General features: G+C 58.5%; 10 protein-coding genes and 2 pseudogenes. 10 read left to right on the forward strand and 2 right to left on the reverse strand.

All coding sequences use genetic code 11. The annotated features are described in order from the left end of the window. Positions 1–29: 29 nt before the first annotated feature. Positions 30–1985, forward strand: coding sequence for a hypothetical protein (locus tag ACODS9_RS13380; RefSeq protein ID WP_489094028.1), 1956 nt, complete (start codon positions 30–32; stop codon positions 1983–1985). Between the two features lie 7 nt (positions 1986–1992). Here the strand turns inward: ACODS9_RS13380 and ACODS9_RS13385 are convergent. Then, a pseudogene (locus tag ACODS9_RS13385) lies at positions 1993–2136 on the reverse strand (IS5/IS1182 family transposase); the annotation flags it as partial. A 255-nt stretch (positions 2137–2391) separates the two neighbouring features. On the opposite strand from ACODS9_RS13385, the gene ACODS9_RS13390 reads away from it, so the two are divergent. After that, positions 2392–4350: a hypothetical protein gene (locus ACODS9_RS13390; RefSeq protein WP_489094029.1), complete on the forward strand. Its 1959-nt coding sequence runs from the start codon at positions 2392–2394 to the stop codon at positions 4348–4350. Between the two features lie 43 nt (positions 4351–4393). On the opposite strand, the pseudogene ACODS9_RS13395 reads toward ACODS9_RS13390, so the two are convergent. After that, a pseudogene (locus ACODS9_RS13395) lies at positions 4394–4564 on the reverse strand (IS5/IS1182 family transposase); the annotation flags it as partial. Between the two features lie 255 nt (positions 4565–4819). On the opposite strand from ACODS9_RS13395, the gene ACODS9_RS13400 reads away from it, so the two are divergent. From ACODS9_RS13400 to ACODS9_RS13435, 8 genes are all read left to right on the forward strand, one after another. Then, entirely contained in the window at positions 4820–6730 is a 1911-nt protein-coding gene (locus tag ACODS9_RS13400) for a hypothetical protein (RefSeq protein WP_489094030.1), read from the forward strand. A 235-nt stretch (positions 6731–6965) separates the two neighbouring features. Next, the gene (gene flhA, locus ACODS9_RS13405; protein ID WP_489094031.1) at positions 6966–9095 is read left to right on the forward strand and encodes a flagellar biosynthesis protein FlhA; all 2130 of its coding nucleotides are present in this window, start codon (positions 6966–6968) and stop codon (positions 9093–9095) included. An 11-nt stretch (positions 9096–9106) separates the two neighbouring features. Next, positions 9107–10420: a flagellar biosynthesis GTPase FlhF gene (flhF, locus tag ACODS9_RS13410; protein WP_367858270.1), complete on the forward strand. Its 1314-nt coding sequence runs from the start codon at positions 9107–9109 to the stop codon at positions 10418–10420. A gap of 114 nt (positions 10421–10534) precedes the next feature. Beyond that, positions 10535–11368 (forward strand): flagellar synthesis regulator FleN, encoded by an 834-nt coding sequence (gene fleN / locus ACODS9_RS13415; RefSeq protein ID WP_023630864.1) that lies wholly within the window; start codon positions 10535–10537, stop codon positions 11366–11368. Further along, positions 11365–12105, forward strand: a complete 741-nt coding sequence (gene fliA / locus ACODS9_RS13420) for an RNA polymerase sigma factor FliA (protein ID WP_038706555.1) — start codon at positions 11365–11367, stop codon at positions 12103–12105. The genes fleN and fliA overlap by 4 nt, the downstream gene beginning before the upstream one ends. 104 nt (positions 12106–12209) lie before the next feature. Continuing rightward, positions 12210–12584: a chemotaxis response regulator CheY gene (locus ACODS9_RS13425; RefSeq protein WP_023630863.1), complete on the forward strand. Its 375-nt coding sequence runs from the start codon at positions 12210–12212 to the stop codon at positions 12582–12584. Positions 12585–12603: 19 nt separating this feature from the next. Then, complete coding sequence (locus ACODS9_RS13430; RefSeq protein ID WP_046854691.1) at positions 12604–13392, forward strand: protein phosphatase CheZ; 789 nt, start codon at positions 12604–12606, stop codon at positions 13390–13392. Between the two features lie 12 nt (positions 13393–13404). Then, the gene (locus ACODS9_RS13435) at positions 13405–15618 is read left to right on the forward strand and encodes a chemotaxis protein CheA (RefSeq protein WP_401106076.1); all 2214 of its coding nucleotides are present in this window, start codon (positions 13405–13407) and stop codon (positions 15616–15618) included. The last annotated feature ends 11 nt before the right edge of the window (positions 15619–15629 follow it).

Here is a 15629-nt window from a genome sequence, read left to right on the forward strand (position 1 = left end):
CATCGATTATCTATCAAGGAGAGACGGACATGCCTTCTGAAAACGTTACGGCAACTGAATCATCACCTTGGTTGGACCAATTCAGTATTTTTCTGACCTCCCGCAGTGACCGCGTCTATAACAACGGGCGCCAGCAGATAGAAGTGACGGTACTGATCATACCCGCTGATGGTCAGGCAGTAACCGATGCGCAGTATGACTCGCTTGGCCTGGCGTATTTGAACGCTAACGGCGAATGGGTAGCGCTGCCGGGCGTTGTCGATCGCCTGGGGTGGTGCTACCAATCCGAGCGCGACAACCGTTATGACTATTATCCGTCGGGTTTCGATATGGCAGTCCCCGTTGAGCTGCCGTGCGAAACGAGTAGTGGTAGATTTAAGAGATTTTACGTGCACTGCAGTGCCGCTCCGGGGGACGCGTTAACGGTGTGCGGCACCATTGACCAGACGCCAGAGGTCCGGGTGCAGACAGCTGAGTTGGAGCACAAGTTGCTGGCGGAACCCTCTCCCAGCTACAGCTTTCCAGAGGATTACCATTGGCAGAAAAGAATGCGAGTGGGTGATCGCCTGTTCAACCCTGCGTGGTACAGGCTTGACCGCTTCGTTTTCGAATATGCCTTGCGCCCAAAGAACGTTGATTTTTCGCATGCCGACTTTGCCTCGTCAGCAGTAACGGGGCGCAACCTCATCCGCTGGGGGCTCGGTCAACCCAGTCAGAATGTGGCAACTATCGTCAGTGTCGCATTTCCGCAGTCGGCAGCCATTGCTTACGATCCTGTGATCGAACCTGGTACTGAATTGGCCGAGCGTCTTGTCAAAAATATTTTGACACCCAACGATCATCAGATCGTTGTTGTTGCTCAAGGAGTCCGTGGTGATTCCCGCGTAGGGGGAAATGTTCCTCCGGGGCAGCCGCTGGAGATTGATGCGTATGATCGATATGGCGCAGTGCACCGTCTAGCGATTGATTTCGAATCAGCCGAAGAGCGCGTGAATCTCCAGATCAAGCATCGATTGCCAGCGGAAATTAGTAACATCACTTATTTCAAGGTGGCGGGCCGTGGCTCAAAAAACGATAATGACAGGTGCCTCTTTTATGGGAATCGTCTCCAGCAAACCTACATAAAGGTCATGTTGAAAGCGGAAGACAGCGAGGGGCGTAGTGTGCCGATTCCTCGGGAGGTACTGGATACTATGATGCTGGTAGACTACTACACCGCCGAACCGCTGCTCTTTCACTTTGCGTACAGTCAAAGCCGGACTGCTTTCGACATGCATTTCGAGTTCTACCCACACCAACCCACGCCCTCAGACACGCTGCCAGAAGAGCCAGGCGCTTCGGTTGTAACTTTTTATATCAGAGCGAACGTGTATTCTTCCCGGCGTTCACGTGTTGCGGCAATATTGATCATCGGCGGTAAGGTTTATGATACTCGGGATGCTTCGTTGCCTGCGGGTGAGGGTGTGACATCAGGGGGGCGGTCCAATAGTTCTGCCACTCTCGACGTGATGTCTCAAGACTACCGTTATACCGATCAAGACTTCGTACTCAAGAGGTATGATGAGTATCGTGATATTGCAGAAGGTGTCAGAGATCTTGATCTCTATGACTTGCGATTAAATCCGAGTACGGGCCATAGGTTGGCTTTTGGGGGCGGCCCAAATACCTCTGTGGGTTGGGACTATGCTGGGGGAAATATAACAAATTGGATTTACATAGGTGGGGCCAATCATAGCGTGATTGCACATAAGGATGGCATTTCTCAGGCTATGGTTTTTTCGGGGTTCCAGCTAGGCTTTGGACGAATTAAAGTATATAAGAAGTGGATAGAAGGCGAAACTAATGAAGATGTTTATTTTTACCTTGAGGCGTACGATGAATGGGGTTATCCTGCCAATCCGCGCATGCGTACAGCCGGTGATATGAACGTGCTGCAACTGGCCCCATCAGCTACATGGAAATTTGGGATGATTCAGACTGTGTGAGAACACGCTGACAGGCCGGGCACTGGTACCGATTCTGTTCGACGTCGAAGGTAAAGTCCTTGCGCTCGAATAATGCCTCTCCGACTGGGTTCTAGGTTCGGTTTGGCAGCACGTATACGGTAATGGAGGCTTCCTCACACGCCTGGAACTGCTAGTGCCGCGCCGGCAAGGGCAAGCGGCCGGAGCCGCTTAAGGAAGACCTGCCGATTCCATCGGACCTGCGGCGTGATGAGTGACAGCTGTCCGCCTTGATGCATTCTACGCCTGGGAGATCGGGTGTCGCCCGCGCGGCGTATCCTGCTCCTATATTTTGCGACCGTGCAACTAGCATTTTTGACAGTAGAATTGCTCTTAAGTAGCAACTTAAGCTGTCCTCTCTTCGATTATTTATCAAGGAGAGACGGACATGCCTTCTGAAAACGTTACGGCAACTGAATCATCACCTTGGTTGGACCAATTCAATATTTTTCTGACCTCCCGCAGTGACCGTGTCTATAATAACGGGCGCCAGCAGATAGAAGTAACGGTGCTGATCATCCCCGCTGATGGTCAGACAGTAACCGAAGAACAGTATAAGTCCCTTGGCCTGGCGTATTTGAACGCAAGTGGCGAATGGGTAGCGTTGCCGGGCGTTGTCGATAGCCTGGGGTGGCGCTACCAATCCGAGCGCGACAATCGCTATGACTATTATCCGTCGGGTTTCGATATGGCAGTTCCCGTTGAGCTGCCGTATGAAGCGAGTAGTGGTAGATTGAAGAGATTTTACGTGCACTGCAGTGCCGCCCCGGGGGATGCGTTAACGTTGCGCGGCACCATTGACCAGGCGCCAGGGGTCCGGGTGCGGACAGATGAAAGTTTGGAACACAAGTTGCTGGCCGAACCCTCTCCCCGCTACAGCTTTCCAGAGGATTACCATTGGCAGAAAAGAATGCGAGTGGGTGATCGCCTGTTCAACCCTGGATGGTACAGACTTGACCGTTTCGTTTTCGAATATGCCTTGCGTCCAAAGCACGTTGATTTTTCGCATGCCGGCTTTGCCTCGTCAGCAGCAGCGGGGCACAACCTGATCCGCTGGGGAGACGGTCAACCCAATCAGCATATGGCAACTGTCGTCAGTGTCGCATTTCCGCAGTCGGCAGCCATTGCTTACGATCCTGTAATCGAGCCTGGTACTGAATTGGCCGAGCGTCTTGTCAAACATGTTTTGACACCCAACGATAATCAGATTGTTGTTGTTGCTCAAGGAGTCCGTAGTGATTCCCGCGCAGGGGGCAATGTTCCTCAGGGGCAGCCGCTGGAGATTGATGCGTATGATCGATATGGCGCAGTGCACCGTCTAGCGATTGATTTCGAATCAGCCGAAGAGCGCGTGAATCTCCAGATCAAGCATCGATTGCCAGCGGAAATTAGTAACATCACTTTTTTCAAGGTGGCGGGCCGTGGCTCAAAAAACGATAATGACAGGTGCCTCTTTTATGGGAATCGTCTCCAGCAAACCTACATAAAGGTCATGTTGAAAGCGGAAGACAGCGAGGGGCGTAGTGTGCCGATCCCTCGGGAGGTACTGGACACTGTAAGGCTGGTAGACTACTACTCCGGCGAACCGCTGTCCCATCACTTTGCATACAGTCAAAGCCGGAGTGCTTTAGACATGCATTTTGAGTTCTATCCACACCAACCCACGCCCTCAGACACGCTGCCAGAAGAGCCAGACGCTTCGGTTGTCACTTTTTATATCAGAGCGTCCGTGCTTTTTTTCCATCGTTCACGTGTTGCGGCAACATTGACCATCGGCGGTAAGGTTTATGATACTCGTGCTGCTTCGTTACCTGCGGGTGAGGGCATGACATCAGGGGGGCGGTCCAATAATTCTGCCACTCTCGACGCGAAGTCTCAAGACTACCGTTATACCGACCAAGACTTCGTGCTCACGAGGTATGATGAGTATCGTGATATCGCAGAAGGTGTCAGAGATCTTGATCGCTATGACTTGCGATTAAAGCCGAGTACGGGCCATAGGTTGGCTTTTGTTGGCGGCACAAATGCCTCTATGGGTTGGGACTATGCTGGGGGAAACATAACAAATTGGATTTACATAGGTGGGGCCAATCAGAGCGTGACTGCGAGTAAGGATGGCATTTCTCAGGCTATGGTTTTTTCGGGGTTCCAGCTAGGCTTTGGACGAATTAAGGTATATAGAAAGTGGATAGAAGGCGAAACTAATGAAGATATTTATTTTTACCTTAATGCTTACGATGAATGGGGTAATCCTGCCAATCCGCGCATGCGCACAGCCGGTGATATGAACGTGCTGCAACTGGACCCATTAGCTACATGGAAATTTGGGATGATTCAGACTGTGTGAAGGCACACTGACAGGCCCTACGCCAAACGCCCCGACTTGCGGGGCGTTTGTTTTTGTACTGCGTCAACCACTGACCTGCCGGGCACTGGTACCGATCCTGTTCAGCGTCGTAGGTAAAGTCCTTGCGCTCGAATAATGCCTCTCCGCCTGGGTTCGAGGTTCGGTTTGGCGGCACGTACACGGTAATAGAGGCTTCCTCGCGTACCTGGAACTGCTAGTGTCGCGCCGGCAAGGGCAAATGGCCGGAGCCGCTTAAGGAAGACCTGCCGATTCCATCGGACCTGCGGTGAGATGAGTGACAGCTGTCCGCCTTGATGTATTCTGCGCTTGGGAGATCGGGTGCCGCCCGGGTGGCGTATCCTGCTCCTATATTTTGCGACCGTACAACTAGCATTTTTGACAGTAGAATTACCCTTAAGCAGCAACTTAAGCTGTCCGCTCATCGATTATCTATCAAGGAGAGACGGACATGCCTTCTGAAAACGTTACGGCAACTGAATCATCACCTTGGTTGGACCAATTCAGTATTTTTCTGACTTCCCGCAGTGACCGCGTCTATAACAACGGGCGCCAGCAGATAGAAGTGACGGTGCTGATCATACCCGCTGATGGTCAGACAGTAACCGATGCGCAGTATGACTCGCTTGGCCTGGCGTATTTGAACGCTAACGAGGAATGGGTAGCGCTGCCAGGCGTTGTCGATAGCCTGGGGTGGTGCTACCAATCCGATCACGACAACCGCTATGACTATTATCCGTCGGCTTTCGATATGGCAGTCCCCGTTGAACTGCCGTGCGAAACGAGTAGTGGTAAATTGAAGAGATTTTACGTGCACTGCAGTGCTGCCCCGGGGGACGCGTTAACGTTGCGCGGCACCATTGACCAGGCGCCAGGGGTCCGGGTGCAGACAGCTGAGTTGGAGCACAAGTTGCTGGCCGAACCCTCTCCCTGCTACCGCTTTCCAGAGGATTACCATTGGCAGAAAAGAATGCGAGTGGGTGATCGCCTGTTCAACCCTACATGGTACAGGCTTGACCGTTTCGTTTTCGAATATGCCTTGCGCCCAAAGTACGTTGATTTTTCGCATGCCGACTTTGCCTCGTCAGCAGTAACGGGGTGCAACCTCATCCGCTGGGGGAACGGTCAACCCAATCAGCATCTGGCAACTGTCGTCGGTGTCGCATTTCCGCAGTCGGCAGCCATTGCTTACGATCCTGTGATCGAACCTGGTACTGAATTGGCGGAGCGTCTTGTCAAGCATGTTTTGACACCCAACGATCATCAGATCGTTGTCGTTGCTCAAGGAGTCCGTGGTGATTCCCGCGCAGAGGGAAATGTTCCTCAGGGGCGGCCGCTGGAGATTGATGCGTATGATCGGTATGGCGCAGTGCACCGTCTAGCGATTGATTTCGAATCAGCCGAAGAGCGCGTGAATCTCCAGATCAAGCATCGATTGCCAGCGGAAATTAGTAACATCACTTTTTTCAAGGTGGCGGGCCGTGGTTCAATATTCGATAATGACAGTTGCCTGCTTTATGGAAATAGTCTCCAGCAAACCTATATAAAGGTCTTGCTAAAAGCGGAAGATAGTGAAGGGAGGGGTGTGCCGATTCCTCGGAAGGTATTGGATGCTGTAACGCTGGTGGACTACGACACCGGCGAATCGCTGTCCGAGTACTTTACGGTCAGTCAAAGTCGGAGTGCTGTCGACATACATTTTGAGTTCTACCCATACCAACCCACGCCCTCAGACACACTGCCAAAAGAGCCGGGCGCTTCGGTTGTCACTTTTTATATCAAAGTGTCCACTGCTTCCCCGGGTTCACGTGTTGCGGCAAAATTGATCATCGGCGGTAAGGTTTATGATACTCGGGATGCTTCGTTGCCTGCGGGTGAGGGCGTGACATCAAGGGGGCGGTCCAATAACTCTGCCACTGTCTACGCGATGTCTCGAAACTATTCTTATACCAGCGAAGACTTCGAGCTCAGGCGTCATGATATATCTGAAGGCATTGCAAATGGGGTCAGGGATCTTGATCTCTATGACTTGCGATTGAAGTCGGACACGGGCCATAGGTTGGCTTTTGTTGTTCTCACAAAAGCCTCGTTGGGTTGGGATTATGCTGGGGGGAACATAACAAATTGGATTTACGCAGGCGGGGTCAATAAGAGAGTGAATGCGTATAAGGATCGCATTTATCAGACTATGGATTTCACGGGGTATCAGATAGGCTTTGGGCGGATAAAGGTGGATAGAAAGTGGGTAGAGGGCGAAAAGGATGAAATTCATTTTTCCTTTGATTCTTACGACGAATGGGGTAACTCTGCCTCTTGGCGCATGCGCACAGCCGGTGATATGAACGTGCTGCAACTATACTGATCAGCGACATAGAAAGTTTGGTTGATTGCTGTCCTGTGTATTCCAGATGCGTCAGTGTCGCGCTGGCAATGGCATGCGGCCGAGCCGTTGAAGGAAGACCTGTCGATTCCGCCGGTCCTGACAGCTGTCCGCCTTGGCGCATTCTGCGCCTGGGCGGACAAAGTTGGAAGGCTTCTTGCAGAGCCACGCCCAAGCGCCCCTTGGGCGTCAAAGTTTTGCTTGAAGAGGAATCGCGGTGGATCGCACTCAGTTAATCAGCAGCGCCCGTAACAACCTGGCCGGTCTCGGCCGGGGCAACCTCGGCGTGCCGCTGCTCCTGCTGGTGATGCTGGCAATGATGATGTTGCCGATCCCGCCGTTCCTGCTCGACGTGTTCTTCACCTTCAACATCGCCCTGTCGATCGTGGTCCTGCTGGTCTGCGTCTACGCCTTGCGTCCGCTGGATTTCGCCGCGTTCCCGACGATTCTGCTGGTGGCGACGCTGCTGCGCCTGGCGCTCAACGTTGCCTCCACTCGTGTGGTCATGCTCCACGGTCAGGAAGGCCACGGCGCCGCGGGTAAGGTGATCCAGGCCTTCGGTGAGGTGGTGATCGGCGGCAACTACGTCGTCGGCGCGGTGGTGTTCGCCATCCTCATGATCATCAACTTCGTGGTGGTCACCAAGGGCGCCGGGCGTATCTCCGAGGTGAGCGCGCGCTTCACCCTCGACGCCATGCCCGGCAAGCAGATGGCCATCGACGCTGACCTCAACGCCGGTCTGATCGATCAGGTTCAGGCCAAGGCGCGCCGTGCCGAGGTCGCCCAGGAGGCCGAGTTCTACGGCTCCATGGACGGTGCCAGCAAGTTCGTCCGCGGTGACGCCATCGCCGGCCTGCTGATCCTGTTCATCAACCTCATCGGCGGCATGCTCATCGGCATGTTGCAGCATGACATGACCTTCGCCGACGCCGGCAAGGTCTACGCCCTGTTGACCATCGGTGACGGTTTGGTGGCGCAGTTGCCATCGCTGTTGCTGTCCACCGCCGCCGCGATCATGGTCACTCGTGCCTCGGGTTCCGAGGACATGGGCAAGCTGATCAATCGGCAGATGTTCGATTCGCCCAAGGCCCTGGCGGTCTCTGCCGGGCTGATGATCGTCATGGGGCTGGTGCCGGGCATGCCGCACGTCGCCTTCCTCAGCCTCGGCGCCCTGGCCGCCGGTGGCGCCTACCTGGTGTGGAAGAAGCAGCAGAAGACCAAGATCGTCGCCCAGCAGGAGGCCCAGCGTCAGCAGGACCTGCTGCCATCGCCGCAACGCGCCATCGAAACCAAGGAGCTGGGTTGGGACGACGTCACCCCCATCGACATGATCGGCCTGGAAGTCGGCTACCGCCTGATTCCGCTGGTTGACCGCAACCAGGGCGGCCAGTTGCTGGCGCGGATCAAGGGCGTGCGCAAGAAGCTTTCCCAGGACCTGGGCTTCCTCATGCCCACCGTGCACATTCGCGACAACCTCGACCTGCAGCCCAGCGCCTATCGCCTGACGCTGATGGGCGTGATCCTGGCCGAGGCCGAGATCTACCCCGACCGGGAGCTGGCGATCAACCCGGGTCAGGTGTTCGGTGCTCTCAACGGCATCGCCTCGCGAGATCCGGCGTTTGGTCTGGAGGCGGTGTGGATCGATGTCGGCCAGCGCGCTCAGGCGCAGTCGCTGGGCTACACCGTGGTCGACGCCAGCACCGTGGTCGCCACCCACCTCAACCAGATCCTGCAGAAGCACTGCCACGAGCTGATCGGGCACGAGGAGGTGGTGCAACTGCTGCAGGTGCTGGCCAAGGTCTCGCCGAAACTGGCCGAAGAGGTGGTGCCGGGTGTCATTTCCTTGTCGGGCCTGCTCAAGGTCCTGCAGGCGCTGCTTGCCGAACAGGTGCCGGTGCGTGACATCCGCAGCATTGCCGAAGCCATCGCCAACAACGCGGCGAAGAGTCAAGATACCGCCGCGCTGGTGGCGCTGGTGCGCGTCGGATTGTCCCGCGCCATCGTGCAAAGCATTGTCGGCGTTGAGTCCGAGCTGCCTGTGATCACCTTGGAGCCAAGGTTGGAACAGATCTTGCTCAATAGTCTGCAAAGGGCCGGGCAGGGTCAGGAAGATGGTGTTCTTCTTGAGCCGAGCATGGCCGAAAAGCTTCAGCGTTCGTTGATCGAGGCAGCCCAGCGCCAGGAAATGCAGGGCCAGCCGGCCATCCTTCTGGTAGCCGGCCCGATCCGCGCCATGCTGTCGCGCTTCGGTCGCCTGGCTGTACCGAATTTGCATGTTTTGGCGTATCAGGAAATACCTGACAACAAGCAAGTCACCATCGTTGCCACCGTGGGCCCCAACGGCTGAGGTAGTGGGTTATGCAAGTTAAGCGTTTTTTTGCCGCCGATATGCGTCAGGCCATGAAGCTGGTCCGTGATGAGCTCGGCTCCGATGCCGCCATCATTGGCAACCGGCGCATTGCCGGCGGTGTCGAGCTGACGGCTGCGCTGGACTACAAGCTGTCCGCCCTGGCCCCGCGCGTGCCCAACGCAGAGCTCGAAGACGAGCTGCGCAAGACCCAGTCGCGCATCGTTACCGCCCAGGCCGAACTGACCGGGCGTGGCGATGCCGTCGAAGGCGGCAACCGGCAATTGTTCGCCGGGCAGCCGCTGACCGCCTCGGAGCCGCTGATCGAGCAGCATGTCGATGAGCCCGCGGCGGTTGCCGCGCCGGCGTCGGCACCGGTTGATCCACGCCTGTTCGATGCCATGCGTTTCGAGCTGACCGGCTTGCGCGAGCTGCTCGAAGTCCAGCTCGGTTCGCTCGCCTGGAGCCAGCTGCAAGGCAGCAAGCCGCAACAGGCCAACCTCTGGCGCCGGCTGCAGCGCCTCGGCCTTTCCGGTGGCCTGGCCCGCGAGCTGCTCGACCTCACCGCCGGCATCGAAGAACCACGCCATGCCTGGCGCATGGTCCTGGCGCATCTGGCGCGGATGATCGACGTGCCCGAGATCGAACCGATCGAGGAGGGCGGGGTGATCGCCATGGTCGGCCCCGCCGGCATGGGCAAGACCACCACGCTGGCCAAGCTGGCCGCGCGCTACGTGCTCAAGTACGGCGCGAACAACCTGGCGCTGGTGAGCATGGACAGCTTCCGCATCGGCGCCCAGGAACAGCTCAAGACGCTGGGCCGCATCCTCAATGTGCCGGTCACCTACGTCGACCCGGGCGAGTCGCTGGCCCAGGCCCTGGAGCCGCTGCTGCGCAAACGCGTGGTGCTGATCGACACCGCCGGCCTGCAGGCCAGCGACCCGGCGCTGCGCATGCAGCTCGAGACCCTGGCCGGGCGCGGCATCGCCGCGAAGAATTACCTGGTGCTGGCGACCACCAGCCAGAAGCAGGTGCTCACCGCCGCCTACCACAGCTACAAGCGCTGCGGCCTGGCCGGGTGCATCCTGACCAAACTCGACGAAACGGCCTGCCTCGGCGAAGTGCTGAGCCTGGCCATCAGTCATGAATTGCCGGTGGCCTATCTGACCGATGGGCCGCGCATTCCCGACGACCTGCAGCTACCGCGCAAGCACCAGTTGGTAAGCCGCGCCGTCAGTGTGCAATTGCAGGAAGAGCCCAGCGACGAGGCCATGGCCGACATGTTCGCTGATCTGTACCACAGCCCTGGCAAGCGCGCGGGTTGAGGGTGAATACTGTGCAAAGTACCTACATCATGGGGTTGCCCGGCCGGACCGTGGCCTTGAATGTTCAGCCCCTCATGTGGCCTGGGTCCAAGCGAGACAAGGTAAAGAACAGACATGGGTAGCATGCATCCCGTACAGGTGATCGCCGTGACCGGTGGCAAAGGTGGCGTCGGCAAGACTAACGTTTCAGTGAACCTGTCCCTGGCGCTGGCCGAGCTCGGCCGCCGGGTGATGTTGCTGGACGCCGACCTGGGCCTGGCCAATGTCGACGTTCTGCTGGGGCTCACGCCCAAGCGCACCCTCGCCGATGTGATCGAAGGCCGCTGCGAGCTGCGCGATGTGCTGTTGCAAGGCCCGGGTGGTGTGCGCATCGTTCCGGCGGCCTCTGGCACGCAGAGCATGGTGCACCTGGCGCCCGCGCAACACGCCGGCCTGATCCAGGCCTTCAGCGATATCGGCGACAACCTCGATGTGCTGGTGATCGACACGGCTGCGGGTATCGGTGACTCGGTGGTCAGCTTCGTCCGCGCCGCCCAGGAAGTGCTGCTGGTGGTGTGCGACGAGCCGACCTCGATCACCGACGCCTACGCGCTGATCAAGCTGCTCAACCGCGATTACGGGATGAATCGATTCCGTGTGCTGGCCAACATGGCCCAGAGCCCGCAGGAAGGCCGCAACCTTTTCGCCAAGTTGACCAAGGTCACGGACCGCTTCCTCGACGTCGCCCTACAATACGTCGGTGCCGTGCCTTACGACGAATGCGTGCGCAAGGCCGTGCAGAAGCAGCGGGCGGTCTATGAGGCCTTCCCTCGGTCCAAGTGTGCGCTGGCGTTCAAGGCCATCGCGCAGAAGGTCGACAGCTGGCCGCTGCCTGCCAACCCGCGCGGGCACCTGGAATTCTTTGTCGAGCGCCTGGTGCAGCCCACCAGTGCAGGGCCGGTGCTATGAACGCGAGCGGTTTCAAGATGTACAGCAAGGCCGCCAAGGATGCGCAGTACGAGCTGATCGAGCGCTACGCGCCGTTGGTCAAGCGTATCGCCTACCACCTGCTGGCACGCCTGCCGGCCAACGTCCAGGTCGAGGATCTGATCCAGGCCGGGATGATCGGCTTGCTGGAAGTGGCCAACAAATACGATGCCAGCAAGGGTGCCAGTTTCGAAACCTACGCCGGTATCCGTATTCGCGGCGCCATGCTCGACGAGGTGCGCAAGGGGGATTGGGCGCCACGCTCGGTGCACCGCAACACGCGCATGGTCAGTGACGCGATCCGCTGTGTCGAAGCAAAGACTGGCCGCGACGCTAAAGATCACGAGGTTGCTGCCGAACTCCAATTGAGTCTCGATGATTACTACGGGATTTTGAATGACACCTTGGGCAGCCGCCTGTTCAGTTTCGACGACCTGCTGCAGGACGGCGAACATGAAGGGCTGCACGAGGACGGTGCCAGCGGCCAGCTGGAGCCAGCGCGTGACCTGGAAGACGAGCGCTTCCAGGCTGCGCTGGCCGATGCGATCGCCAACCTGCCGGAGCGCGAGCGCCTGGTCCTGGCGCTGTACTACGACGAAGAGCTGAACCTCAAGGAAATCGGTGAGGTGCTGGGGGTCAGCGAATCGCGTGTCAGCCAGTTGCACAGCCAGTGCGCCGCGCGTTTGCGCAGCCGCCTTGGGGAGTGGCGGGCACGTTGAACCCGGGTTCAGTGCAGTCGTTTTTTTGTAGTGCCGAATTGATTGAGCGCGCGCTCGGCGCCGAGCGCGTTAAAGACTGCTTGGAGGTCTAATTGAACAAAGACATGAAAATCCTCATCGTTGACGACTTTTCGACGATGCGGCGGATCATCAAGAACCTGTTGCGTGACCTGGGGTTCACCAACGTCAAGGAAGCTGATGACGGCAACACGGCACTGCCGATGCTCACCAGCGAGCATTTTGATTTCCTGGTGACCGACTGGAACATGCCGGGCATGACCGGTATCGACCTGCTGCGCGCCGTTCGCGCCGACGAGCGCCTCAAGCACCTGCCGGTACTGATGGTCACCGCGGAAGCCAAGCGCGAGCAGATCATCGAAGCTGCCCAGGCCGGCGTGAACGGCTATGTGGTCAAGCCTTTCACCGCCCTGGCGCTGAAAGAAAAGATCGAAAAGATCTTCGAACGCGTCAACGGCTGAGTCACGTCTGGGGGGCGCAATGGAGTCAACCAACAACTCTTTGGGTGAGTTCGAATCAACCCTGAAGAAGCATGCCCAGGAGCTGGTCGAGAGCCTCGAGCGCGGCCGGTTCGGTGAGGCGGTGCAGCTGATCCACCAACTGAACCAGACCCGCGACCGCGGGCTGTATCAGGAAGTCGGCAAGCTCACCCGCGAACTGCACAGTGCAATCGTCAACTTCCAGATCGACCCGGCCATGCCGCAGGCCGAGGAAGTGTCGCAGATTACCGATGCCGCCGAGCGCCTCTCCTACGTGGTCCGCCTCACCGAAGGTGCGGCCAACCGCACCATGGACCTGGCGGAGGCGTGCACCCCGGTGCTCAACGACCTTGCTACCGAGGCCCAGAGCCTGTCCGCCGACTGGCAGCGCTTCATGCGCCGCGAGGTGGCGGCGCCGGAGTTCCGTGAGCTGGTCAAGCGTGTGGACAGTTTCCTGACGCACAGCGCCGAAGGTAATCAGAAGGTCGCAGGCCATATCAACGATATCGTCCTGGCCCAGGATTATCAGGATCTCACCGGCCAGGTGATCAAACGGGTGACCACGCTGGTCACCGAAGTCGAAAGCAATCTGCTCAAGCTCGTGCTGATGGCAAGCCAGGTCGACCGCTTTGCCGGTATCGAACATGACCACCAGCAGTTGCGTGCTGAAAAAGATCAAGAAAAACATCCGACTCGGGGTGAAGGTCCGCAGATTCATGCCGATAAGCGTGAAGACGTCGTGTCCAGCCAGGACGATGTCGACGATCTGTTGTCCAGCCTGGGTTTTTAAGGAGCACGTTTAATGAGCTTCGGCGCCGATGAAGAAATCCTTCAGGATTTCCTGGTAGAAGCCGGCGAAATCCTCGAGCAACTGTCCGAGCAATTGGTCGAGCTGGAAAGCCGGCCTGATGATGCGGATCTGCTCAACGCGATTTTCCGCGGTTTCCACACTGTAAAAGGGGGCGCCGGCTTCCTTCAGCTCAATGAGTTGGTGGAGTGCTGCCACATTGCCGAGAACGTGTTCGACATCCTGCGCAAAGGTGAGCGCCGGGTCGACGCGGAGCTGATGGACGTGGTGCTCGAAGCACTCGACACGGTCAACAGCATGTTCGGCCAGGTACGTGAGCGCACCGACGTCACGCCGGCCACCCGCGAGCTGCTGGCGGCGCTGTCGCGCCTGGCCGAGCCCGCTGGCGCCGAAGAGCCGGCACCGGTAGAGGTGGCCGTTGTCGCCGAAGCGCCGGCTGCCGAGCCCGACATCACCGACACCGAGTTCGAGCAACTGCTCGACTCGCTCGATGCAGTCAAGGCCGAAGCCGAGGTTCACGAGCAACTGCAGGGTGAACAGGTCAGCGCGGGTGGTGACGAGATTACCGACGCCGAATTCGAGTCGTTGCTCGACCAGCTGCACGGCAAAGGCCAGTTTTCGCCCGATACCGCTGCCAGTGAGCCAGCGGCCGCTGCCCCTGCCAGTGATGAGATCACCGACGACGAGTTCGAGTCGCTGCTCGATCAGTTGCACGGCAAGGGCACCTTCGCCGTCGACGCATTGCCTGGCGTTGCTGCGCCTGCAGCCAGCGCGGCACCAGCGGCGACTGACGAGAGCATCACCGAACACGAATTCGAGGCGCTGCTCGACCAGTTGCACGGCAAGGGCAAGTTCTCTGGCGAGGCGGTTGTTGCCGAAGCACCAACCGCCGCTGTTGCCGCACCTGTCGCGGCCAAGGCCGAAGCCAAGCCGGTTGCCAAGCCTGCGCCGGCGCCTGCTCCCGCGCCAGCCGCTGCCAAGCCTGCCGCTCCGGCCCGGGCGCCAGCACCGGCCGCCGACAAGCATGGCGCCAGCGAGGCGGAGACTACCGTGCGGGTCGACACCGCGCGCCTGGACGAGATCATGAACATGGTCGGCGAGCTGGTGCTGGTGCGTAACCGCCTGGTGCGCCTGGGGCTTAACAGCGGTGACGAGGCCATGTCCAAGGCCGTGTCCAACCTCGATGTGGTCACCGCCGACCTGCAGACCGCGGTCATGAAGACGCGCATGCAGCCGATCAAGAAGGTCTTCGGGCGTTTCCCGCGCCTGGTTCGCGACCTGGCCCGCCAGCTCAAGAAAGAGATCAACCTGGAACTGGTCGGCGAAGAAACCGACCTGGACAAGAACCTGGTCGAGGCCCTGGCCGACCCGTTGGTGCACTTGGTGCGCAACGCCGTCGACCATGGCGTCGAGATGCCCGACGAGCGTGAGGCCTCCGGCAAGTCGCGCATGGGTCGGGTGGTACTGTCCGCCGAGCAGGAAGGTGACCACATCCTGCTGTCGATTTCCGACGACGGCAAGGGCATGGACCCGAGCATCCTGCGCGCCAAGGCCGTGGAAAAGGGCCTGATGGACAAGGACGCGGCCGACCGCCTGAGCGAGTCGGACTGCTACAACCTGATCTTCGCCCCGGGCTTCTCGACCAAGACCGAGATCTCCGATGTGTCCGGCCGCGGTGTCGGTATGGACGTGGTGAAGACCAAGATTTCCCAGCTCAACGGCTCGATCAACATCTTCTCGGCCAAGGGCCAGGGCTCGAAGATCGTCATCAAGGTACCGCTGACCCTGGCGATCATGCCGACGCTGATGGTGATGCTGGCCAACCAGGCGTTCGCCTTCCCGCTGGTCAACGTCAACGAGATCTTCCACCTCGACCTGTCGCGCACCAACGTGGTCGACGGCCAGGAAGTGGTGATCGTGCGCGACAAGGCGCTGCCGCTGTTCTACCTCAAGCGCTGGCTGGTCCAGGACCACGAGCACGAGGAGCAGCACGAAGGTCATGTGGTGATCCTGTCGGTCGGCACCCAGCGCATCGGTTTCGTGGTCGACCAGCTGGTCGGCCAGGAAGAGGTGGTGATCAAGCCGCTGGGCAAGATGCTGCAGGGAACCCCGGGCATGTCCGGCGCGACCATCACCGGTGACGGCCGTATCGCGCTGATCCTCGACGTCCCGAGCATGCTCAAGCGTTACGCCGCCCGGCGTATTTGATTTCGGTGGCG

The sequence above is a fragment of the Pseudomonas sp. FG36 genome (assembly GCF_057809275.1).